The sequence below is a fragment of the Pseudomonas sp. NY8896 genome (assembly GCF_039634505.1).
Genome location: NZ_CP132350.1, coordinates 3142411 through 3165214 on the forward strand (window position 1 = coordinate 3142411; position 22804 = coordinate 3165214).

The 22804-nt window shown below is 64.7% G+C and carries 17 protein-coding genes; 5 read left to right on the top strand and 12 right to left on the bottom strand.

Going from position 1 to position 22804, the window contains the following annotated elements:
- Window positions 1–108: 108 nt before the first annotated feature.
- The 8 genes from Q9451_RS14150 to phnD form a co-directional block, all read right to left on the bottom strand.
- Complete coding sequence (locus Q9451_RS14150; protein ID WP_012272883.1) at window positions 109–1482, bottom strand: 8-oxoguanine deaminase; 1374 nt, start codon at window positions 1480–1482, stop codon at window positions 109–111.
- A 205-nt stretch (window positions 1483–1687) separates the two neighbouring features.
- Entirely contained in the window at window positions 1688–2515 is an 828-nt protein-coding gene (gene phnX, locus Q9451_RS14155) for a phosphonoacetaldehyde hydrolase (protein ID WP_012272882.1), read from the bottom strand.
- 81 nt (window positions 2516–2596) lie between these two features.
- Window positions 2597–3463 (bottom strand): LysR substrate-binding domain-containing protein, encoded by an 867-nt coding sequence (locus Q9451_RS14160; protein ID WP_012272881.1) that lies wholly within the window; start codon window positions 3461–3463, stop codon window positions 2597–2599.
- A 42-nt stretch (window positions 3464–3505) separates the two neighbouring features.
- The gene (locus Q9451_RS14165) at window positions 3506–4801 is read right to left on the bottom strand and encodes an MFS transporter (protein WP_012272880.1); all 1296 of its coding nucleotides are present in this window, start codon (window positions 4799–4801) and stop codon (window positions 3506–3508) included.
- Window positions 4802–4889: 88 nt separating this feature from the next.
- Window positions 4890–5978 (bottom strand): iron-containing alcohol dehydrogenase PsrA, encoded by a 1089-nt coding sequence (psrA, locus tag Q9451_RS14170; RefSeq protein ID WP_041166735.1) that lies wholly within the window; start codon window positions 5976–5978, stop codon window positions 4890–4892.
- Between the two features lie 202 nt (window positions 5979–6180).
- Complete coding sequence (gene phnE, locus Q9451_RS14175) at window positions 6181–6999, bottom strand: phosphonate ABC transporter, permease protein PhnE (protein WP_012272878.1); 819 nt, start codon at window positions 6997–6999, stop codon at window positions 6181–6183.
- The gene (gene phnC, locus Q9451_RS14180; protein ID WP_012272877.1) at window positions 6996–7796 is read right to left on the bottom strand and encodes a phosphonate ABC transporter ATP-binding protein; all 801 of its coding nucleotides are present in this window, start codon (window positions 7794–7796) and stop codon (window positions 6996–6998) included. The genes phnE and phnC overlap by 4 nt, the downstream gene beginning before the upstream one ends.
- Complete coding sequence (gene phnD, locus Q9451_RS14185; protein ID WP_012272876.1) at window positions 7793–8662, bottom strand: phosphonate ABC transporter substrate-binding protein; 870 nt, start codon at window positions 8660–8662, stop codon at window positions 7793–7795. The genes phnC and phnD overlap by 4 nt, the downstream gene beginning before the upstream one ends.
- 112 nt (window positions 8663–8774) lie before the next feature.
- Here phnD and Q9451_RS14190 point away from each other — a divergent pair, with 112 nt between their 5' ends.
- The gene (locus tag Q9451_RS14190; RefSeq protein ID WP_012272875.1) at window positions 8775–9641 is read left to right on the top strand and encodes a LysR substrate-binding domain-containing protein; all 867 of its coding nucleotides are present in this window, start codon (window positions 8775–8777) and stop codon (window positions 9639–9641) included.
- A gap of 31 nt (window positions 9642–9672) precedes the next feature.
- Here the strand turns inward: Q9451_RS14190 and Q9451_RS14195 are convergent, their stop codons facing one another.
- A complete protein-coding gene (locus Q9451_RS14195; RefSeq protein ID WP_012272874.1) occupies window positions 9673–11253 on the bottom strand; it encodes an aldehyde dehydrogenase (NADP(+)) in 1581 nt (526 codons plus the stop codon).
- A gap of 118 nt (window positions 11254–11371) precedes the next feature.
- Window positions 11372–12766 carry an APC family permease gene (locus Q9451_RS14200; RefSeq protein ID WP_012272873.1) on the bottom strand — a complete coding sequence of 465 codons (1395 nt, stop codon included), beginning with the start codon at window positions 12764–12766 and terminating at the stop codon, window positions 11372–11374.
- 281 nt (window positions 12767–13047) lie between these two features.
- On the opposite strand from Q9451_RS14200, the gene Q9451_RS14205 reads away from it, so the two are divergent.
- From Q9451_RS14205 to Q9451_RS14220, 4 genes are all read left to right on the top strand, one after another.
- A complete protein-coding gene (locus Q9451_RS14205; RefSeq protein WP_012272872.1) occupies window positions 13048–13890 on the top strand; it encodes a helix-turn-helix transcriptional regulator in 843 nt (280 codons plus the stop codon).
- 42 nt (window positions 13891–13932) lie between these two features.
- The gene (locus tag Q9451_RS14210) at window positions 13933–15315 is read left to right on the top strand and encodes an aspartate aminotransferase family protein (RefSeq protein WP_012272871.1); all 1383 of its coding nucleotides are present in this window, start codon (window positions 13933–13935) and stop codon (window positions 15313–15315) included.
- Between the two features lie 106 nt (window positions 15316–15421).
- The gene (locus Q9451_RS14215; protein ID WP_012272870.1) at window positions 15422–16915 is read left to right on the top strand and encodes an aldehyde dehydrogenase; all 1494 of its coding nucleotides are present in this window, start codon (window positions 15422–15424) and stop codon (window positions 16913–16915) included.
- 203 nt (window positions 16916–17118) lie between these two features.
- Window positions 17119–20004, top strand: coding sequence for an HD domain-containing phosphohydrolase (locus Q9451_RS14220; protein ID WP_012272869.1), 2886 nt, complete (start codon window positions 17119–17121; stop codon window positions 20002–20004).
- Between the two features lie 3 nt (window positions 20005–20007).
- Here the strand turns inward: Q9451_RS14220 and Q9451_RS14225 are convergent, their stop codons facing one another.
- Entirely contained in the window at window positions 20008–21798 is a 1791-nt protein-coding gene (locus Q9451_RS14225; RefSeq protein ID WP_012272868.1) for a sigma-54-dependent Fis family transcriptional regulator, read from the bottom strand.
- Window positions 21799–21881: 83 nt separating this feature from the next.
- Window positions 21882–22772: a transporter gene (locus Q9451_RS14230; RefSeq protein ID WP_012272867.1), complete on the bottom strand. Its 891-nt coding sequence runs from the start codon at window positions 22770–22772 to the stop codon at window positions 21882–21884.
- Window positions 22773–22804: the final 32 nt, after the last annotated feature.

Here is a 22804-nt window from a genome sequence, read left to right on the forward strand (position 1 = left end):
TTTGTTATTTTATGCGTCTAACAGCACGGTCTCAGTCGCATTCGTTGAGAAAAGAACAGGCAGGAATGGGCTGCTGCGCCCGGCTTGGGGCGCAGCAGCCCGGGTGCATCACGCGCCGCTGACCAACTGGTGTGCCAGCTGGTTGTGGCGCTCCAGCACGCGTGGCAGGTCGACGGTGGCCAGCTGGCCATCCTTCACCACCACACGGCCGTTGATCACGCTGGTGTGCACTTGGGTTGGCGTGCAGAACACCAGCGCTGCCAGCGGGTCGTGGTGGCCGCCGGCATAGGCCACGTGGCCCAGGTCGAACGCGACGAAGTCGGCGACCATGCCGGGGGCCAGGGCGCCGATGTCATTGCGGTTGAGCACCTTGGCGCCGCCGAGGGTGGCGATTTCCAGGGCTTCGCGTGCGGTCATGGCGTCGGGGCCGAAGCCCACCCGCTGGAGCAGCAAAGCCTGGCGCACTTCACCGATCATGCTGGCGCCGTCGTTGGACGCCGAGCCATCGACCCCCAGGCCCACCGGTACGCCGTGGTCGCGCATCTTGCGCACCGGGGCGATACCCGAGGCCAGGCGCATGTTCGAGCATGGGCAGTGGGCAACGCCGGTGCCGGTGCGGGCGAACAGCTCGATGCCATGCTGGTCGAGCTGTACACAGTGGGCATGCCAGACATCGTGGCCGACCCAGCCGAGGTCTTCGGCGTATTCGGCAGGGGTCATGCCGAACTTTTCGCGGCTGTAGGCGATGTCGTTGACGTTTTCGGCCAGGTGGGTGTGCAGCGACACCCCGTACTGGCGCGCCAGCACGGCAGCTTCACGCATCAAGTCACGGCTGACCGAGAACGGCGAGCACGGCGCGACCACGATGCGGCGCATCGAGCCGTGGCTGGCGTCGTGGTAGTCCTCGATCAGGCGTTGCGACTCCTTGAGGATGTCGGCTTCCTTTTCCACCACCGAGTCGGGTGGCAAGCCGCCCTGGCTCTGGCCCACGCTCATGCTGCCGCGTGCGGCGTGGAAGCGCATGCCGATCTCGGCGGCAGCGTGGATGCTGTCATCGAGCTTGCAACCGTTGGGGTAGATGTACAGGTGGTCGCTGGAGGTGGTGCAGCCGGAGAGGATCAGTTCGGCCATGGCGGTCTGGGTCGACACCGCGATCATTTCGGGGGTCAGGCGTGCCCAGATCGGGTACAGGTTGGTCAGCCAGTTGAACAGTTCGCCGTCCTGGGCCGCCGGTACCACGCGGGTGAGGCTCTGGTACATGTGGTGGTGGGTGTTGACCAGGCCAGGGATGACCACTTTGCCGGCCATGTCGAGGACGACGTCGGCTTGTTGTGGCAGGGTATCGCTGGTGCCGACCTGTTTGATCAGGTTGTCTTCGATGAACAGGCCGCCGTTCTTGATCTCGCGGCGTTGGCCGTCCATGGTGACCAACAGAGCGGCGTTTTTGACGAGTAGCGTTTTTGCAGGGGTTGTAGGTGACATGGCGTAAGCCTGCCGCAATACGCATCGGCGATTACCGATGTCATAGGCGCAGGGCATTGTAATCAAGCTTTTTGCTGATTGTATACAGCTTTGCTGGGCCTGTGCTGGCCTCTTCGCGGGCAAGCCCGCGCCCACAAGGGCGTTGCACAACCCTGAAGGCCGGCGCAATCCTTGTGGGTGCGGGGTTGACCGCGCAGCTTAGGTCTCAACGGCTCTGGGGCATTTCCCCGCGCGCCAGGCGGGCGTTGATATCGGCGATTACCCCGGGTAGCTCGGCGATGGTGTCGATCAGGTAATGCGGTCGCGACCCTTCGAACAGGCTGCCGATGCGCTGGCGTTGCTGTTCCAGTTCCGCTTCGGGCAGGGCCTTGTACTGCTCATGGGTGAGCCCAAGCGCGTTGCCTGAGCAGGTCAGGGCCACGGTCCACATCCCGGCGCTGCGCCCTTCGAGAATGCCCGGCCAGGTGTCGTCGACCTTGACGCAAGCTGCCACGTCGCTCACCCCCAGGGCGACCACGTTGGCCAGTGCCTGCGCGGGGTAGGGGCGGCCATTGGGTACCTCGTCGGTTGCCACCACGTGGTCGGCGCTGTAGCCGTTGCGCAAGGCCAGGGCCACTACCTTTTCCATCACCACCGCCGGGTAACCCGAGCACGAGCCAATTTTCAGCCCTTGTTGGCGCATCTGGGCGATGGCCTCCAGCGCTCCGGGGATCAGCGCCGAATGGTCGGCGATCTTCTCGATCTGCAAGGGCATGAAGCGCTCGTAGATGGCTGTTACATCGTCGTCGCTTGGCGTGTGGCCGAAGGCGGCCTGGTAACGTGCAGCGATGGCCGGCACATTGCACAGGGTGCGAATGTGGTCCCACTTGCCCATCCCCATGGGCCCGCGGGCTTCTTCCAGGCTGACCTGCACGCCGAACTCGGCAAAGGCCTCGACAAAGATCTGGGTGGGGGCGAACGAGCCGAAATCCACCACGGTGCCGGCCCAGTCGAGAATGGCGGCTTGCAGTTGCTTGGGTTGCTGATAGTGCATGGCAAAACTCCAGTGGGTAAGAACTCAGGGTGCGCGCGGCCCGCCCGGCACACTGGCAGGCTCGCGGTGGTCATGGGGGCATCAGTGCGCGTTGAGCGCGTCGAACAGCTCGGCGATGATCGCCCGGTTACGGCGGATGCCCAGGCAGCACAGGTAGTAATGGATGTGGAACGGGTCTTCGGCAAAGGCGATGGAGCGCGTGCCGGGGCGGTCGGCGTACTCCACTGCCGAGACAAAGCCCACGCCAATACCATGCACCACCGCATGCACGATGGCCTCGCGGCTGTTCAACTGCATCGCGCAATCCAGTGTCACGCCATGCTGGCGGCAGCCTTCTTCGACCAGTTGCCGGGTGCGCGATGCCGCTTCGCGCAATACCACCCGCTGGCCGGCAATGTCCTTGACGCTGACACTCGCCTGTCGCGCCCACGGGTGGTCGTCGCGCACCACCGCCAGAATCGGGCAAGTGCGGTAAAGCCGCGTGCTCAGGCGCTGGTCGAACTCCGACAGGGCGAGGATGGCCAGGTCTATGTCGAAGTTGTACAGCCGCTCCAGCGTGCCGGCTTCGCTGCTGAACGAGGTTTCCAGCTCGATCTGCGGGTAGCGCTGCATCAGCTCGTAGGTCAGGCTCATGGCAATCGGCGGCGACACCGCCCCGATGCGCAACATGCCTTGCTTGCGCTGCTGGAAGCTCTGCAACAGTTGCAGCGCTTCGTCCTCCTGGCCGAACAGGCCCTGGGTAATTTCGTACAGCTGGCGGCCTGCCGGGCTGAGCTCGATAAAGCGCCCTCGACGGTGGAACAGTTCCACGCAAAAGCGCTTTTCCAGGCCACTGACCTGCTCGCTGATGGTTGGCTGGCCGATGCTCAGCAACTCGGCGGCCTGGGTGAAACTGCCGGTGCGCGCCACCGCATGAAATGAGCGCAACCACTTGTGGTACTGGTACATGACACCTCTTTGGCAATGGCATGGACGACATGGCAGGCACCCTCAGCGGCGTACGAACAGGGCGACCAGGGCACTGCAGGCGCAGGCGCTGGTGACCACGATGAAAATCAGCGAGGTGTTGCCGGTGGTGTCGAGCATACGTCCGATCAGCGGCTCTGCCAGCCCGGCGAACAGGTACGAGGCGAAATTCATGATGCCGGTGGCGGTGCCGGCGCGACGCGCGCCGACCAGGTCCGGGCACAGCGCCCAGAAGCTCGATGCCGGGCCGTAGATGAAGAAACCGCAGAGGAACAGCGCCAGCAGGCCAACCGCGCTGTGCGCTGGCAGGCTCCACATCCACAGGCTGGTGAGCGCGCCCAGCACCATGTACAGCATGATCGCCAGGTAACGTTTGCTGCCGAACAGTTTGTCCGACACCCAGCCATTGCTCAGCGCGCCAACGGCCATGCCTACCGGCAAGGCGATGGTGATCCATTTCGGGTCGATGAAACTGTCGCCTTTCTGCCAGTTGGCACCCAGGAAATGCACGGGCACCCAGACGATCAAGCCGTACCGCGCGGCGTTCTGGAAGCCCAATGACACCGCTGCCACCAGCAGGCGCGGGTTTTTCAGCACGGCCAGGTAACGTTGGCGCGAGGTTTCTTCACCGCCCAGACTGGCCTCGTTGGCACGGTCTTCGGCGTTGGCCACGCCAGTGTCGTCCAGCGCCGGGTAACCCATGTCTTGCGGGCGCTCCCGCGCCACCAGGTAGAAGACGATGCCACCGGCCAGCATCAGCAGCACAGGCAAGCGGAAAATCCAGCGCCACTCCAGGTGCAGCACATCGATCACCACCACCGAGGTCACATACGACAGCACCGATGCGCAGCCAGCGGCGAACACATAGAAGCCATACACCTTGCCGCGCTCGGCAGCGCCCCACCAGTTTGAAAGCAGGCGGCTGCCGGGCGCCCAGCCCAGGGCCTGGAAATAACCGTTGACGCCCCACGGCAGGATCAGGCTGAGAAAACCGCCAGCAAAGCTGGTGACCCAGTTGGCGCCGCACGACAACACGGCGCCGATGCTCATGATGCGTCGGCCGCCGAACTTGTCGGCGAGGTTGCCATTGATGGCTTGGCCAACGGCATACATCCACAGCATGGCGGTGGAGGCCCAGCCGAGGGTTTCCTTGCTCAGGCCGAACTCGGCCTGGATCCCGGGGATGGCGAAGCCGAAGGTTTGCCGCCCGGTGTAGAAGAACAAGTAGCAGAACATCGCGGCCAGCAGCATGCGCCATTGCGCAAGGCGAAACGGCAGGGTGCTGGGCATTGCGCCAGTCAGGGTTTGTGCGCGGTTCATGACGGTTTCCTTTTTGTTCTCTGGCGCCGGCCCATGGGGCTCGGCGAGTCGGCACTCTTGAAAGGTGCTACAGGAAAAACGCAGAAGATCAGGCGGCTTGCGCGCCGATGAAATTGCGCCCGCGGGCGCCCTGCAGGGCGGCGTCGATCATCGCCTCGGCCTCGGCGGCTGTCACGCCGTAATCTTCGAACTCGGTGCGCACGCCCAGGCGGTGAAGAAACGCCCGCAAGCGCTGTTGCGCTGCCGCGAGGTCGTGGCCGAACGCCTTTTGCAGGGTCTGGTCGCGCCCGGCATCACGGCCCCAGGCCAGGCCCAGCACCAGCGGCAGGGTGAACGAGCAGGCAATGCCGTGGGGCAGGCCGTGGCGCAAGGTCATTTCGTAGGAAATGGAATGGGCCAGCGCGGTCTTGGTGTTGGAAAAGGCCAACCCAGCCTTCAGTGCGGCCAAGGCCATGCGTGCGCGCAGTTCGGGGTTGCCAAGGTCTTGTTGCAGGCGTGGCAGGCAGTCGAGGATGTCCTCGATGGCCGACAGCGCGAAGGTGTCGGAGAGTGGGTTGGCGTTGTGGTTCCAGATCGACTCCAGCGCGTGGGACAAGGCATCCAGCCCGGTGGACACGGTTACGGCAGCCGGCACACTGAGCATCAGCTGCGGGTCGATCAATGCAACGCTGGGCCAGGTGCAGGGCAGGTGCAGCGAATACTTCTTCTGCTGGCCGGCGTCCCACAGGGTGGCCCAAGGCGTCACCTCGCTGCCGGTGCCGGCCGTGGTTGGCGCGGCTACCAGGGTCTTGTGCCGGGGCGGAACAAACGGTTTGCCACTGGCCAGCAGGTCAAGCAGTTCGTCGAATCGGCCTGAAGCGGTACCGACGATCAGTGCCTTGGCGGTATCGATGGCGCTGCCACCCCCCAATGCCAGCACCGTATCGCAATCGCCGTGCTGGGCCCAGAAGGCTTCGTGCACGCCACGCAGCCAGGCGACATCGGGGTTGGGTTGGACGTTGTCGATCACGCACACCAGGCGCTCGCCCAACAGGCTGCGCACCCTGGCCAGCAGGCCGAGCTGCGCAGCTTCGGGAAAGGTAACCAAGGCGACCTTGCCAGGGCAGTGTTCGGCGATCTGGTCCAGGCTGCCACCGCCGAAAACGGTGGTGACCGGGTTGTGGAAGCAGGCAGGCATGGGCAGTTCCTTATTGTTGTTGGAAGGTGCGGCCATGCTCGACGGCTGGCGGTTTTCGTTCCAATCGATTGATTGCAGGGTGCTATCGGCCAGGCCGATAACGGGACGTGCGGGCATTGCGGGAACTCCAGGCATGGTTTGCCCGTCGCGCGCCCAGCGGGCGCACGTGGCAGGTTGCTTGTGTCGAGGGTAGGGCTGTGGATCAGTGGCGGGCGTTGCCCTGAATCGCATGGCGCAGGCGGTTGGAGGCCAGGTCGGCCAATACCACCATCACGGTGATGACCAGGATGCAGGTGGCGGTTTCCTGGTACTTGAACAGTTTCAGGCTGCTGACCAGCTCGAAGCCTAGGCCACCGGCACCGACCATACCCAGTACCGTGGCCGAACGCAGGTTCACCTCGAAGCGGTACAGCACCACGGCGATCCAGGCGGTGATCACCTGTGGTAGTACGCCGAAAGCGATCACCTGCAGTGGCCGTGCACCGGTCGCCTGCAGCGCTTCAATAGGCCCTTGGTCGATCTCCTCGATGCTTTCGGCAAAGAACTTGCCGAGCATGCCCACGCCATGCAGCGCCAGGGCCAGCACGCCTGGGAAGGGCCCCAGCCCCACCGCCGAGACGAACACCAGGGCCAGGATCAGTTCGTTGATGCTACGAATCACGTTCAGCACCTGCCGGGTGGCCTGGTACAGCCAGCGGTTGCCGTGCAGGTTGCGCGCCGCGAAAAAGCCCAGTGGCACGGCGAGGATGATCCCCAGCAAGGTACCCCACAGGGCAATTTGCAGGGTTTCCAGGGCCGGCTGCCAAAGGCTTGGCAGGATGCTCAGGTCGGGCGGCAGCGAGCGGCCAAGGAAATCGCCGATCTGTGGTAGCCCGTTGGCCAACTCGGCCCAGCTCAGTTGTGCGCCTTCGGCGCTCCACTGCAACACCAGGACCACTGCCAGCAGCAGTGCGGCAGTGCCCAGCCAGCCACGGGCGCGGGTGGGTGTATTGACCAGCCATTGGTGGCTTTGTGGGTTCATGCCGAGGCTCCTGTGTCGGTGGTCAGCATCGGCCGGGCCACGGCCAGTGATACTGCGGGCTCATCGGATGAGGGTGTGTGATAGATACGCTGCAGGGCTGCTTCGTCCAAGTGTCCAGGCGGGCCATCGAACACCAGGCGCCCGCTGGCCAGGCCAACGATGCGGTCGGCGAAGGCCCGGGCCAGGTCTACCTGGTGCAGGTTGCACACAACGGTAATGCCGAGGGTGCGGCTGGCTTCGCGCAGGTACTGCATTACCACCTGCGCAGTATTCGGGTCGAGGCTGGCCACCGGCTCGTCGGCCAGGATGACCTGGGGCCGCTGGGCCAGCGCACGGGCGATGCCCACCCGCTGCATCTGCCCGCCAGACAGCGCATCGGTGCGTGAGCCGGCCTTGTGCTCCAGCTCCACCCGGCGCAGGCAGTCACGGGCCAATGCCACGTCGTCGCGGCGGAACAGCTGCAGCAGCGAGGTGAGGGTACTGCAGTGGCCCAGGCGACCGGTCAGTACGTTTTTAAGCACCGACAGGCGCGGCACCACGTTGTGATGCTGGAAGATCATTGCCACTTGCCGGCGCAGGGCGCGTTGATCGGCTGCGCGCATGGCGTTTACCCCGGCTACCTGCAGCTCGCCGCTGTCAGCCTTGGCCAGGCGGTTCATGCAGCGCAGCAGGGTGGACTTGCCGGCACCAGACTGGCCAAGGATCACCACGAATTCACCGGCTTGAACGTCCAGGTCGATGCCGCGCAGCACCGGGTTGTCGGCGTAGCCCTTGGCCAGTCGGCGGATGCGGATCATTTCAGGCTCCGCAGGTCGAGGTCGAGCACCTTGGCCGTGTCGCGAACCACGTTGTAGGCAGCATCGGTGGTTGGCTGGAAGCCATTGAGCATGCCCTGGTCACCCCACGGTACATCCTTGATCTCGGCAAACGCACCGCGCAGTTTGGCCTGCAGTTCGGGGTCGAGGTTCTTGCGCCAGACCATCGGAGATTCGGGAATGTCTGGCGAGGTCCACACCACCTGGAAGTCCTGCTGCTTGACCTGGCCACTGTTCACGGCGCCGGCCAGGATGCGGTCGGCCACGGCGGCGGCATCGACCTTGCGGTTTTCCACGGCGAGGATGCTGGCGTCGTGCGACCCCGAGAAGATCACCCGCGAGAACAGGGTTTTCGGGTCGTGCCCGGCGTGCTCCAGGCCGGCCTTGGGGAACAGGTGGCCGGAGGCAGAGCTGGGGTCGACGAAGGCAAAGGTATGCCCCTTGAGGTCGTCGAGCGTGCGGATGCCGCTGTCTTGGCGGGCAATGATCAGGCTGTGGTAGGCACTGCTGGCGGTCTTCCTGGTCACTGCCACGGCAAAGGCTTCGGCGCCTGCTACCTGGTTGGCAAGGACATAGGAGAACGGGCCGAGGTAGGCGACGTCCAGCTTGCCGGCGCGCAGGGCTTCGATCACCCCGTTGTAGTCGGTGGCAACGTACGGCTTGACCGGCATGCCCAGGCGCGCCTGCAACTGGTCGAGCACTTGCTGGCTGCTCTTGATCATGGCCTGGGAGTCTTCCGACGGGATCAGGCCGACGGTCAGCGCCTGCTGGGCTTGCACGGTGGGGGCGAGCAGCAGTGGCAGCAGGGCAAGGCGGGCACAGCGCAACAGTTTCGGGAGGGGTGTCATGGCAATACCGGAGTGGTTGTTGTCGGTAGTGCCAAAACTAGGGCTGTCATGTGACAGTCACGCCATCAATTCAATATGGGTTTCGCCAGCCAACCATTCAAAGGATCTATGGATGTCCACCGCCCGCTTGCGTACGTTCCTTGCCGTGGCCCGGCATGCCAGCTTCAGTGCCGGGGCCAGGGCCATTGGCCTCAGCCAGCCGACCGCCACCAACCAGGTCCAGGGGCTGGAGCGCGAATTCAACGTCGAACTGTTCCACCGCCGTGGCCGGCGCATCGAGTTGACCGCCGTTGGCCGCGCCTTGTTGCCGATTGCACAGCGGATGTGGATGCTCGAAGCCGAGGCCACCAGCCTGCTGCGCGACAGTGGCCAGCTTAACCGGGGGGAGCTGAAGATCGGTGCGGTGGGGCCGTTCCATGTGATCGAGATGGTCGACCGCTACCGGCAGGCGTATCCACAGATCGACGTGTCGATTCGCGTGGGCAACTCGGCGTCGGTGCTGGCCGATCTTCAGGGCTACGTGACCGATATCGGCGTGTTGGCAGGGCTGCATGATGACCCGGCGTTTGTCGCACAACGCTATGCCAGGCACGCGGTGATCCTGTTTGTCCGCGCCGATCACCCGTTCGCCCGTCATGACCAGGTCCTGCTGCAGGCGTTGCAGGGGCAGCCGTTGCTGCGCCGTGAGCAAGGTTCAACTACGCGGCTGGCGTTGGACAATGCACTGGATGCTGCCCAGGTAACACCGCGTATCGTCATGGAGATCGGCAGCCGCGAGGCGCTGCGCGAGGCGGTGATTCGTGGCATGGGTATTGGTGCGGTGTCCGAGGCAGAATACATCGCCGACCCCCGCTTGAAAGTGATCCGCATCGCACAGGACTCGGTGTATACCGAAACCTACCTGTACTACCTGGCCGAGCGACAGGGCAGCCAGGTCATTGCGTCGTTTCAGCGCACGCTTCAAGGCTGGCACGGCTGAAAGGTGCCGTGCCAGTTCAATACGGCAGGTATCACACCCCGTCGCGGCTGCTCACCCCATCGAGCAAACGCGCAATCCCCAACGGGTTAGCGTTTTTCAACGCATCCGGCAGCAGCGCATCCGGGTAGTTCTGGAAACACACCGGCCGCAGGAAACGGTCGATCGCCAAGGTGCCCACCGACGTACCGCGTGCGTCGGAGGTGGCCGGGTAAGGCCCGCCATGCACCATGGCATCCGAAACTTCCACACCGGTCGGGTAGCCGTTGAGCAGCAGACGCCCGGCCTTGCGCTCCAGCAAAGGCACCAGCGAGGCAAAGGCGACCAGGTCGTCAGGTTCGGCAATCAGGGTGGCCGTCAGCTGGCCCTGCAGATGGCGCAGTGCTTCGGTCAGTTGCTGCGCATCGGCCACTTCAACCACCACGGTGGTCGGGCCGAACACTTCTTCCTGCAGCAGCGGGTCGCCGTTCAGCAGCAGGCTTACGTCCGCCTTGAACAGCTGTGGTTGGGCCTGGTTGCCGGTTTGTGGTTGCCCGGCCAGGTGCTGAATACCTGGGTGCGCCAGCAGGTGCTGGACACCGTTCTGGTAGCTGCGCAGGGTGCCAGCGTTGAGCATGGTCTGCGGGCCTTGGTCTGCCATGCGTGCAAGCAGTGTTTGCACGAAACGCTCGAACTGCGCGGACCGGATACCCACTACCAGGCCTGGGTTGGTGCAGAACTGCCCGCAACCCACCACCACCGAGGCGGCCAGTTCGCCGGCGACTTGCTCGCCACGGGCTTGCAGCGCCTGGGGCAGGACGATAACCGGGTTGATGCTGCTCATTTCGGCAAACACCGGAATCGGTTGCGGGCGTGCCGCCGCCATGTCGCACAGGGCGCGGCCACCGCGCAGCGAACCGGTAAAACCGACCGCCTGGATGGCCGGGTGCTTGACCAGCGCTTCGCCCACGCCGGCACCGTAGATCAGGTTGAAGACGCCTGCCGGCATGCCGCTGCTGGCCACCGCGCGGTCGATGGCTGCGGCCACATGGGCGGCAGTGAGCATGTGCCCGCTGTGCGCCTTGAACACCACCGGGCAGCCGGCAGCCAGCGCCGAGGCCGTGTCCCCGCCAGCGGTGGAGAAGGCCAGGGGGAAGTTGCTGGCGCCGAACACGGCCACCGGGCCCACGCCGATGCGGTACTGGCGCAGGTCCGGGCGCGGCAGCGGGGTGCGCTGGGGCAGGGCGCGGTCGATACGAGCGGCGTAGAAGTCGCCACGGCGTACCACTTCGGCAAACAGGCGCAGCTGGTTGCTGGTGCGGCTGCGTTCACCACGGATGCGCGCTTCGGGCAGCGCGGTTTCGCGCATCACATGCTGGATGAAGTCATCACCCAATGCGTCCAGCTCGTCGGCGATGGCGTCGAGGAAGGCGGCGCGCTGGGCCGGGCGGGTGCTGCGGTAGGCCGGGTAGGCGGCCTCGGCGGCCTGCACGGCGGCCTCGACCTCATCGCCGGTCGCCTGATGGAAGGCGTAGGGCAGCGGCTCACCGGTATGGGCGTCGACGCTGTTCAGCAGCACGTCACCGTTGCCGCTGAGTTGGCCGGCGATGTGGTTCAGGCGGTGTTCGATGGACATTTCGTCTCCCGTTGGCAATGACAGTCGTTGGGGTTGGACTGTAGGGGGCGAACGGGGGGCTGAATAATGATTAATACGGATCGGGTGATAACGGCCAGTTATCACCCGACGTTCGGCCTCATTCGGCCATCTGCAACTCCGGCAATTTCACCCGGAATGCGCGCGTCAGGCCCATCAGCACTACCAGGCCCATGCCCAGCCAGCACAGGCCAATGGTGAACGACAGGCTGGTCAGGCTGCTCCACAGCCACAGCGTGCTGAGAAAACCCAGCCCAGGAATGGCACCGTACAGCAAGTAGTTGCGGCCGCCGCGCAGTTTCTGGTCGACCAGGTAGTGCTTGACCACCGCCAAGTTCACCGCCGAGAAGGCGAACAGCGCGCCAAAGCTGATCATGTTGGCGACGGTATCGAGGGTAATCACCAGGGCGATCATCGACACCAGGCTGACCACCAGGATGGCCGTGGCCGGCACGCGCTTTTTCGTCGCCAGCTGGCCGAACGCCCGCGGCAATGCGCCGTCGCGGCCCATGGCGAACAGCACGCGCGATACGCTGGCCTGGGACACCATGGCCGAGGCGAAGCAGCCGGCCACGTAGGTGGCGGTGAACGCGGTTACCAGCAGCTCGCCGCCGACCCGGCGCATCACGTCCACCGAGGCCGAATCGGGGTCGGCGAAGCTGCCCCAGTCGGGGAACACCATCTGTGCGCAGTACGACACTACCAGGAACAGCAGGCCACCGATCAGCGACACGGCCAGAATCGCCACGGGAATGCGGTAGGTCGGGTTGCTGGTTTCCTCAGCCATGGTCGACACCGCGTCGAAGCCGAGGAACGACAGGCACAGCACGGCGGCGCCGGTCATGATCAGCGGCACACTGAAGCCTTCGTGGTGAAAGGGCGCCAGCAGCGACACCGGCTCTGCCTGCCCACTGAGCTTGAGCACGGACAGGGCGACGAAGACGATGATGAACACCAGCTGCACCACCACCAGGATCCAGTTGACCCGGGTGATCGACTCGATACCGATCAGGTTGAGGAAGGTGACCAGGGCTATGGAGCCGGCCACCCACACCCAGGCGTGGATGGCCGGGAAGTATTCCGACATATAGATGCCGATCAGCAGGTAGCTGAGCAGCGGTAGAAAGATGTAGTCAAGCAGCAATGTCCAGCCGGTGATGAAGCCGATGTGGCTACCGAAGGCTTTGCGCGTGTAGGTGTAGACCGACCCGGAGTAGGGGTGGGCCTGGACCATGCGGCCATAGCTGTAGGCGGTCAGCAGCATGGCGGCGAGGGTCAGCAGGTAGGCGGTGGGCAGGTGCCCTTTGGTCATCTGAGTGACCAGCCCGTAGGTGGTGAATACGGCCAGGGGCACCATGTAGGCCAGGCCGAACAGCACCAGGGCGGTCATCCCCATGGACTTGCGCAAGCGGCCGGTGCTGGCGTCGGGTTGTGTGGGTGCATGCGGGGTGGGGCTATGTGCGGGGCTATGGGCTGTACTTGTTGTTGTATGCATTGCTAACTCCTGGAAAGGGATGCAGGACACCGCAGTACGCGAGCAGGCTCGCTACCGGTAGGCGTTGTGCAAGGAGGTCGAGCGAAAGGCTCGCAGCGCTGGGCGGGTTGATGCTCCCACACCCTGCAGGCACCCGGAATCACCCTTTGGGGTGAGCAGGGGCGGACCTTGTCCGGCTCACCCCAAAGGGTGATTTCGGTGTCCGCAGGGCCGTGGGAGTATCTGGTCAACAACGCACCGCACAGGCGGCGGTGCCACTGAAAAGAAACGGCAGGCCCACAGTGACGACTCAATTGCTTTCAGAACACTGGTTCGAGCACCAGGCCAAGGTCACCGAGGCAATCGGCCGGCCGGGCTTTGCCGCCAACCTGTTTGCCGCACTGGGTGTGATCCGGCCCATCCAGGCCACCACGGTGTACCTGTACCCGCACGATGGCATGCCCTGCGCGCTGTTCGAGCAGGACGACAAGGCGCCTTGGCAGCCCGAGGGCAATGTCAGCCGCTACCTGTCTGGCTTCTACCTGCTCGACCCGTTTTACGGTGCTTGCGTGGAACAGGTCGAATCCGGCTGTTACGGCCTGTTCGAGGTGGCGCCCGACCATTTCGAGGTCAGCGAGTACTACCAGTCGTTCTACCGCCACTCGCACCTTGAGGATGAGCTCAACTACATCCTGCAGGTGGCGAACGGGCAAAGCCTGGCGGTTTCGCTGGCCTTCACCGACAAGCTCGATGGGCAAAGCCGCACGCTGTTCGGGCTTGTAACGCCTTGGGTGCTGGCGGTACTCAGCAAGCATTTTGCCGGGCTGGACAGCCGCGCCGGGCGCTTCGAGAACATCCTCGAGCAACGCATCCACGCCGCGCTGAACAACTTCGGCAGCTCGTTGCTGACCGAGCGTGAATGCCGCATCGCCCAACTGATTCTGCGCGGTCACTCGACCAAGTCGCTGGCCGAGCGTCTGGGGGTGTCGGAAGACACCATCAAGTCGCACCGCAAGAACGTCTACGCCAAGCTCGACATCGGTACCCAGTCCGAGCTGTTCTCCCTGTTCATCGACGCGCTGGCCAATGCCCAGGGCGTGCTGGGCAAGGACCCGCTTGAAAGCTACATGGGCAAGCTGCGCTGAGTGCCAGCCACCCTGCAACCCCACCGCAAAGGAAAACCAACAATGAACGCGCCTTTCGCCCCGCAACGCCAGACCCGCGACTACCAGGCAGCCGATGCCGCCCACCACATCCATGCCTTCCTCGACCAGAAGGCGCTGAACGCCGAAGGGCCACGGGTGATCGTCGGTGGCGAGCGCCTGCACCTGTGGGACAGCGAGGGCAAGCGCTACCTGGATGGCATGTCCGGCCTGTGGTGCACCCAGCTTGGCTATGGCCGCCGTGACCTGACTGCCGCCGCCGCCACGCAGATGGACCAGCTGGCCTACTACAACATGTTCTTCCACACCACCCACCCGGCAGTGATCGAACTGTCCGAGCTGCTGTTCAGCCTGCTGCCAGGGCACTACAGCCACGCGATCTACACCAACTCCGGCTCCGAGGCCAATGAGGTGCTGATCCGTACCGTGCGCCGCTACTGGCAGGTGGTCGGCCAGCCCAGCAAGAAGGTCATGATCGGCCGCTGGAACGGCTACCACGGCTCGACCCTGGCGGCTACGGCGCTGGGCGGCATGAAGTTCATGCACGAAATGGGTGGGCTGATTCCGGACGTGGCGCACATCGACGAGCCGTACTGGTACGCCGAGGGTGGCGAGCTGACCCCGGCCGAGTTCGGCCGCCGCTGCGCCCTGCAACTGGAGGAAAAAATTCTCGAGCTGGGTGCCGAAAACGTTGCCGGCTTCATTGCCGAACCGTTCCAGGGCGCGGGCGGCATGATCTTCCCGCCAGAAAGCTACTGGCCGGAAATCCAGCGCATCTGCCGCCAGTACGACGTGCTGCTGTGCGCCGATGAAGTGATCGGTGGCTTTGGCCGCACCGGCGAATGGTTCGCCCATGAATACTTCGGCTTCGAGCCCGACACCCTGTCGATTGCCAAAGGCCTGACCAGCGGCTATGTGCCAATGGGCGGCCTGGTACTGAGCAAGCGCATTGCCGAGGCGTTGGTGGAGCGTGGCGGGGTGTTCGCCCACGGCCTGACCTATTCCGGCCACCCGGTGGCGGCGGCGGTGGCCATTGCCAACCTCAAAGCGTTGCGCGACGAAGGCATCGTGCGCCAGGTAAAGGACGACACCGGGCCGTACCTGCAACGCATCTTGCGTGAGGTGTTCGCCGATCACCCGTTGATCGGCCAGGTGCAGGGGGCAGGGTTGGTGGCGGCGCTGCAGTTCGCCGAGCACAAGCCGACGCGCAAGCGCTTCGTCAACGAGAACGACCTGGCCTGGCAGTGCCGCACCTTTGGTTTCGAGGAAGGGGTGATCATTCGTTCGACCCTGGGCCGGATGATCATGGCGCCGGCCTTGATCGCCAACCACAGCGAGCTGGATGAGCTGGTGGAGAAAACCCGGATTGCCGTTGACCGCACGGCGCGGTTGGTCGGCAAGCTCTAACCCGCTCGCAAGCCCGGCACACTTCCTGTTGGAGCGGATAAACCCGCCCCAGCAGGGAGCGCGTTGCCTTTACGAAAAGACTGCTCCAAAGCGATCAGGAGTACAAATGTACACCCTCGAATTCTGGCAACAACGCGCCTCGGACCTGTACCTGCCGTCCCAGGCGTTGATCAACGGCAAACCCGTCAACGCACAGGACGGCGCCACCTTCGCCGCCATCAACCCCGCCACCAACAAGGTATTGGCACAGGTGGCTGCCTGCGGCCAAACCGAGGTCGACCTGGCTGTCGCCAGTGCCCGCCGAGCTTTCGAGCAAGGCCCGTGGCCACGCATGGCCCCTGGGGAGCGCAAGAAGGTGCTGCTGCGCTTGGCCGAGCTGATCATGGCCCATCGCGAAGAACTGGCCTTGCTGGACTCGCTGAACATGGGCAAGCCGGTGATGGATGCCTACAACATCGACGTGCCGGGCTCGGCACATGTGTTCGCCTGGTACGGTGAGGCGCTGGACAAGCTTTACGACCAGGTGGCGCCCACGGCGCCGAATGCGCTGGCCACCATCACCCGCGAAGCACTGGGTGTGGTCGCGGCCGTGGTGCCGTGGAACTTCCCCCTCGACATGGCCGCCTGGAAACTTGCCCCGGCGTTGGCCGCCGGCAACAGCGTGGTGCTCAAACCCGCCGAACAGTCACCGTTCTCGGCCTTGCGCCTGGCCCAACTGGCGCTGGAAGCGGGCTTGCCGGAAGGCGTGCTGAACGTGGTGCCGGGGCTGGGCGAGCAGGCCGGGCAGGCGCTGGGCCTGCACCCGGATGTGGACTGCCTGGTGTTCACCGGCTCTACCCAGGTGGGCAAGTACTTCATGCAGTATTCGGCGCAGTCCAACCTCAAGCAGGTGTGGCTGGAGTGCGGCGGCAAGAGCCCCAACCTGGTGTTCGAAAACTGTCAGGACCTGGACCTGGCTGCGGAAAAGGCCGCCTTCGGCATTTTCTTCAACCAGGGTGAGGTGTGCTCGGCCAACTCGCGGCTGTACGTGCAGCGCGCCATCCATGATGAATTTGTCGAGCGTCTGCAGGCCAAGGCCCGCCAGTGGTTGCCGGGTAACCCGCTGAACCCGGCGAGCCGCGCCGGGGCCATTGTCGATGCCGAGCAGACTGGGCGCATCGAGGCCGCCATTGCGCGTGCCGGGCAAGAGGGCGCGCGGTTGGTGTGTGGTGGCCGGCGCCTGACCCTCGACGGTTCGGACAACTACATCGAGCCGACTATCTTTGCCGGTGTCGAGGGCCGCATGAAGCTGGCGCGCGAAGAGGTGTTCGGGCCCGTGCTGGCCGTCAGCGCCTTCGACACGGAAGAAGAAGCGGTGCACCTGGCCAACGACAGCATCTATGGCCTGGCGGCCTCGGTGTGGAGCGATGACTTCAACCAGGTACACCGGGTCGCGCGGGCGTTGAAGGCCGGCACCGTGTCGGTGAACACGGTTGATGCACTGGATGTGACGGTGCCGTTCGGCGGGGGCAAGCAGTCGGGCTTTGGCCGCGACCTGTCGCTGCATTCGTTCGACAAGTATTCACAACTCAAGACCACCTGGTACCAGTTGCGCGCCTAAGCGCCTGGCGCACTATTTGCCGTGCCTGTGAGATCGAGCGCCCCCGCGCGGCGCTCGATCTCACAGGCGCTGCAAATCCACCGGCAGGCACCTGAACGGCCTAACCCCATACTAATTTCCGTAACCCCAGCAAAAAGCTCACGCGCACTCTACACTGCTCCGGATATCAGCCAAGGCAATGCGCCATACATGGAGTACCTGGGATGGGCTACGTGTCGAATGGTCGTGCCTCTGGAAACGCCGGATGGGGTATTTCACTGCAGTGGCTGGTGGCGCTGGCCATTGTGCTGGGTATGCTGCTGCTGGGCGCCGCCCTGGCCTGGCAAGGCTATCGCGGCATTCGCCAGACCCTGGTAGCCGCCGCAGGCGATTCCGCCTTGCAAATGGGTAAGACCATCGACGAGCGTGCCCGGCGCCTGATCGACCCGGCGCAAAGCAGTATCCGCCTGCTTGCCTACAACCCGGCCGCGCACACCCTGGCGCAGCGCCTGGAGCGGTTGCCGCAGCTGGTGGAAACGCTCGACGCCAACCGCATGCTCAGCGCCGCCTACCTGGGCTACCCCAATGGTGATTTCTTGCTGGTACGGCGCTTGCGTGACCCGCAATTGCTGCAACTTTTCAGCGCGCCACCAGGCACGGTGTTTCTGGTGCAAAGCGTCAACCGTGAGGGTGGGGCGGTACAAGGCGAATGGCGCTTCTACGACCGGGCATTGAACTTGTTGCAGACCCAGGCCAAACCCGAGTACCGCTACGATCCGCGCCTGCGTCCGTGGTTCGTCGAAGCCGCAGCACAAGCCACCACCGTGCTGACCCGCCCCTACGTGTTTTTCACCACCCGGGAAGTCGGCCTGACCATGGCCCAGCGCAGCGTCGACGGGGGGACCGTGATCGGCATGGACGTGTCGGTCAATGACCTGGCCAGCGAAACCCAGGACTTGCGCATGACGCCCGGCACCGAGATTGTCGTGGTCGATGACCAGGGCCGCGTGGTGGCCTACCCAGACCTGCAACGGGTGATCGTGCACGAGGGGCAGGGGGTGCGCCTGTCGAGCGTTGGCGAACTGGGTATTGCTAGCTTGCAGCACCTGTTTGCCGACCTGCCGGCAGGCACCCAGCCGCAGCCTTACCTGGTGGATGGCCTGACCTGGTACGGCATGCGCGTGCAACTGACCACCTTGGCCGGGCAGAACCTGCAAGTGCTGATTGCCGTGCCGGCTGATGAGTTGCTGGCCGGCGCACGCAAGGTGTTGTTCGAGCAGTTGCTCTGGACAGCGGCACTGATGGTCGTCCTGCTGGTGCTCGGCGGTGTGATTGGCCGGCGCATCGCTCGGCCGTTGCGGCGTTTGGCCGAACAGGTGCAGGGCCTGGCCGGTTTCGATTTCGGCCGTGAAGTGGGGGTGCATTCGCGGGTGACCGAGGTGCGTGAGTTGAGCCAGGTGCTGAGCCGCATGTCTGGCACCATCGGCAACTTCCAGGCGATTACCCTCACGCTCAGCCGCGAACGCGACCTGGAGCACATGCTTGATGGTGTTTTGAGCCACCTGGTGAAGGCCGCAGGGGTCAACGCCGGCGTGGTGTACCTGTACGACGACGAGCGTGCACTGCTGCGCCTGGCCGCCTCTTGCCGTGGCGAGCAGTACCCGGTTGAACTGGTCGTGGACAAAGGCGACCAGCAGCGCCTGGCCGTTGCAGTGACCCAAGCCCTGGGCTTGCACGAGCATAGCCTGGCCGTGGTGCTCAATGACCGTAGCCAAGCGCTGCTGGGCATTCTGCTGTTGCAACTGGACGAAGCGCCTGGGCGTGCGCAGGCAGGTCAGCCGTTCCGGCGCTTTGTCGAGGAGCTGTCCGGGGTGGCGGCAGTGGCCATCGAGACGCGCCAGCTGGCCGAAGCCCAGCGGCGTCTGATGGATGCCATGATCAAGCTGCTGGCCGACGCCATCGATGCCAAGAGCCCCTACACCGGCGGCCACTGCGAACGGGTGCCCCAGCTGGCGCAGATGCTGCTGGACCAGGCCGTGGCAGCTGACAGTGGCCCCTACGCCAGCTTCAGCATGACCGAGGCCGAACGTTACGAATTCCGTGTGGCAGCCTGGTTGCACGATTGTGGCAAGATCACCAGCCCCGAGTACGTGGTGGACAAGGCGACCAAGCTTGAGACCCTGTACAACCGCATTCATGAAGTGCGCATGCGTTTTGAAGTGCTCTGGCGCGATGCCGAACTTACCTACTGGCAGGGCCTGGCCAGCGGTGCCGAGCCGCAGGCCTTACGACGTGCCTTGAGCGTTGCCCAGGCCGAGCTGCAGGGCGACTTTGCCTTCGTCGCCCAGGCCAACATCGGCGGCGAGTTCATGCAGGACGCCGATATCCAGCGCTTGCAACAGATCGGCCAGCGCCGCTGGCTGCGCCATTTCGATAACCGCCTGGGTATCTCCCGTGATGAAGCGGAGCACCTTGCCGGCGTGGCGCAACCTGCGCTACCGGTAGCGGAACCATTGCTGGCCGACCGCCCCGAGCACTGTGTGCCCTGGGGCGCTCGCACGCCGCCGGTGGGCAAGGACGACCCGCGCAATACCTGGGGGTTCGACATGCGCTTGCCAGCCCACGCCAGCAACCACGGCGAGCTGTACAACCTGGCGATCCGCCGTGGCACGCTGAATGACGAAGAGCGGTTCAAGATCAACGAGCACATCGTGCAGACCATCATCATGCTCAGTTCATTGCCGTTCCCGCGCCACCTCAAGCGGGTACCCGACATCGCAGGCAACCACCACGAGAAGATGAACGGCAGCGGTTACCCGCGCCGGCTGGGCGAGCAGGACCTGGGCATTGCAGAACGGGTGATGGCGATTGCCGATATCTTCGAGGCGCTGACAGCGGCCGACAGGCCTTACAAACCGCCGAAGACCTTGTCCGAATCGGTGAAGATCATGGTGTTCATGGTCCGCGACGGGCACCTCGACGGGCAACTGCTGCAGCTGTTCCTCAGCAGCGGGGTGTACCGCCAATACGCCGAGCGCTTCCTGCGCGCCGAACAGATCGACGAGGTGGATGTGGCCTACTGGCTGGAGCAGATACGCTGCCCGGCCTGAGCGCTACTGCTTGCCCAGGCGCTTGTACAAGGTAGTGCGCGAGATACCGAGTTCCTTGGCGGCGGCGCTGACGTTACCGGCATGGGCCAGCAGGACGCGTTCGATCACTTCCTGGGTAGCGTCGGCAAGGTTGCACGACGTCACGTGCGCCTGGCCTTGCAGGTCGTCGGGAAGGTGCTGCAGGTCGATGCACGGTTCGCCAGCGGCCAGCACCCCGACCAGGCGCGCCACGTTGTCCAGTTGCCGCAGGTTGCCCGGCCAGTGGTAGGCCTGCAATTGGCGCCTGGCCTCTGCCGCCAACGGCGGGAAGCCTGGGCGCTGGAAAAAATTGTCGATCAGTTGCGCCTTGTCCAGGCGCTGTTCCAGGGCAGGCAGGGCCACGCGCAGGCCGTCCAGGCGGTAGAACAGGTCCTCGCGAAAGCCGCCGCTGCTCACCAGGCTGGCGAGGTCCTTGTGGGTGGCGGCGACAACGTGGGCCTTCAGCGCCACGCTGCTGGTGCTGCCAACACGGGTGATCTGCCGCTCCTGCAAGGCACGCAGCAGCCGGCTTTGCAGGGCCAACGGCATGTCACCGATTTCGTCCAGCAGCAAGATGCCGTCGCCGGCGGACTCCAGCAGGCCCACGGCGCCGCCTTTGCGAGCGCCAGTGAAGCTGCCTTCGGTGTAGCCGAACAGTTCAGCTTCGATGAGGCTCTCGGGCAGGGCTGCGCAGTTGATTGCAATGAACGGGGCCTGTGGGCAGCAGTGTTCGTGCAGCGCCTTGGCGAACACTTCTTTACCAGAACCGGTCGGCCCGGTGATCAGCACCGGCAGGTTTCCAGCCACGGCCTTGCAGGCATCTGCGAAGCGGGCGTTGACCCGCCGGTCGCTGCCCAGCGCCGTGTGGCTGGCCCGCAGTGGCCGTGGCTTGGCGGCAGGCTGCGCCAATAGCCGGCCATACAGGCGTGAGCCGTCGGCCAAGGCCAGCAGCTGCGGCGAGCCATCCAGGCCGTTGTGGCCAGGGCGGTCGAACAGTTGCTCCAGCGTCAGCCCTTCAGGGCGGTAGCTGGGCACGCCCAGCAACTGCTGTGCGGCGCGGTTGGCTGCGTACACCGTGCCATCGTCGTGCACGGCCAGCAGCGCCTGCAGTGGCGAGCCGAGCAGCCTTGGGTCGTGTTGCAGCTCCAGGATGCGGCAGCCCGGCAGGCCGTGGAAGAAATTGTTTTCAGTCGCCAGCGCCGCATGTTTGAGGCGTTCGAGCATGGTCCCGGCATTGCGTGTGCCGATACCGGTCAGGTCCAGCGCCCCGAGCAGCTCGCCATTGACCCCGCGCAATGGCACGCTGACGCAGAAAAACTGGGCAAACTCCTGCAGGTAATGCTGGTTGCCGGCAACGATCGCCGGCAGGCCGTCCATCAGCGTGCAGGCCGGGGCAGTGGTGCCGACGTCGACCTCGCTGACCCGGCGCCCGGTGTGCAGGGCCGACAACGGGCCGTCGATGCCTGATGGCTTGCGGGTCTGGACAATGCGGTTATCCGGGTTGACGCAAAACAGCATCCAGTGCGAATCGCCAATCAGCTCCCATAACCGTTCCAGCTCTGGTTGCACGCAGGCAGCCAGTTGGCTGTCGGCCTCGGTCAGTGGCAGCACATCCAGCTGCCCGTGTGCCAGGCGCGGTTGCCACGGGCTGAGCCCGGCGGCCCTGGAACGCTCCCACGAGCGCTCGATAGGTTCCGGCAGCAGCCCGGCGGGCAACGGCAGGCCTTCGGCGAACTGCTGGCGGGCGCTGTGCAACTGGAGTTGTAGGCGATCCATGGGTACACCTTGTGAGGGTTTACGGCACGCTGCTGACTGCGCACGTTGCGCCGCTGCCAGCAGCGCGTCAAGGCTGCCGAGCATCAGAACAGCAGCAGCGCCCGCAGGTTGACCCCGGTGTCCTCCTGGAAACCACCGACCACGCGGGTGTCGTGGGTCAGCTGGCCGCTCAACTGCACGGTGCTGCCGACCATCTGCTGAAACTCCAGACGCACTTGCTGCACCTCGGTCTTCTGCCCCGTGTAGTCGCCCGACAGGTGCTGCTTGCCGCCTTCGCTGGCGGAGAAGCCCAGGGCCAGGCGCTGGGCCGGGTTGAAGTCGTAGCGCAGGTTGGTCTGCAACTGGTAGGTCGTGTCCTGGCGCAATGTCTGGCTGCCGCTGCCGGCCTTGTCGTTGCTGCCATAGAACACGGCATCGGCATACCACTCCATGGACCAGCGGCCCCACAGCGGTTCTACCCAGCCCAGTTGCAGGTCGCCTTTCCAGCGGTTTTCGCCCAGGTTCACACCGGCGCCGCGGTCGTATTGGCCCCACGGCAGGTACAGCAGTGGGGTAATGCCGAAGTAGCGGCCGCTGGCGCCCAGCCCAGGCTGGTTTACCAGCCAGAAGGTGGCACCGATGATCGGGTCGGCCATGCCGCTGTTGCTGCCCAGCGACTGCCCGCCAACCTTCACGTCGTAGACATGGCCAAAGGGCAGCAGCAATTGCGGGTCCACCGTGATACCGCCGATTTCGGTGAAGTGGATCAGGCGCAGGATGCTGATGTTGGAACGCAGGCTGGTGCCGTGCGTGGCGTCGGGCGCACCGTCGCCGTTGAAGCGGTCGGCGCGGCTGAATTGCTGGTACCAGGCGGCGACGTTGGTGCCTGGGGGCAGCGCCGTGTAGTCGCCGGCATTCACATCGACAGCCAGGGCCTTGGCTGAAACCAGCACGCAGGCCAGCATGCCCCAGGCAAGGCTGGAGTTCTTTATCATGTCAGGGGTTCCCTTGTTCTTGTTATGGCGTG

Coding starts and splice junctions, on each gene's coding strand:
- phnC (WP_012272877.1), bottom strand. CDS start 7,796: ATGATCCGCATCCGCCGACTGGCCAAGGGCTACGCCGACAACCCGGTG.
- Q9451_RS14195 (WP_012272874.1), bottom strand. CDS start 11,253: ATGTCCATCGAACACCGCCTGAACCACATCGCCGGCCAACTCAGCGGC.
- Q9451_RS14165 (WP_012272880.1), bottom strand. CDS start 4,801: ATGAACCGCGCACAAACCCTGACTGGCGCAATGCCCAGCACCCTGCCG.
- phnX (WP_012272882.1), bottom strand. CDS start 2,515: ATGCACTATCAGCAACCCAAGCAACTGCAAGCCGCCATTCTCGACTGG.
- Q9451_RS14220 (WP_012272869.1), top strand. CDS start 17,119: ATGGGCTACGTGTCGAATGGTCGTGCCTCTGGAAACGCCGGATGGGGT.
- Q9451_RS14150 (WP_012272883.1), bottom strand. CDS start 1,482: ATGTCACCTACAACCCCTGCAAAAACGCTACTCGTCAAAAACGCCGCT.
- Q9451_RS14190 (WP_012272875.1), top strand. CDS start 8,775: ATGTCCACCGCCCGCTTGCGTACGTTCCTTGCCGTGGCCCGGCATGCC.
- Q9451_RS14160 (WP_012272881.1), bottom strand. CDS start 3,463: ATGTACCAGTACCACAAGTGGTTGCGCTCATTTCATGCGGTGGCGCGC.
- phnE (WP_012272878.1), bottom strand. CDS start 6,999: ATGAACCCACAAAGCCACCAATGGCTGGTCAATACACCCACCCGCGCC.
- phnD (WP_012272876.1), bottom strand. CDS start 8,662: ATGACACCCCTCCCGAAACTGTTGCGCTGTGCCCGCCTTGCCCTGCTG.
- Q9451_RS14210 (WP_012272871.1), top strand. CDS start 13,933: ATGAACGCGCCTTTCGCCCCGCAACGCCAGACCCGCGACTACCAGGCA.
- Q9451_RS14225 (WP_012272868.1), bottom strand. CDS start 21,798: ATGGATCGCCTACAACTCCAGTTGCACAGCGCCCGCCAGCAGTTCGCC.
- psrA (WP_041166735.1), bottom strand. CDS start 5,978: ATGCCTGCCTGCTTCCACAACCCGGTCACCACCGTTTTCGGCGGTGGC.
- Q9451_RS14230 (WP_012272867.1), bottom strand. CDS start 22,772: ATGATAAAGAACTCCAGCCTTGCCTGGGGCATGCTGGCCTGCGTGCTG.
- Q9451_RS14200 (WP_012272873.1), bottom strand. CDS start 12,766: ATGCATACAACAACAAGTACAGCCCATAGCCCCGCACATAGCCCCACC.
- Q9451_RS14215 (WP_012272870.1), top strand. CDS start 15,422: ATGTACACCCTCGAATTCTGGCAACAACGCGCCTCGGACCTGTACCTG.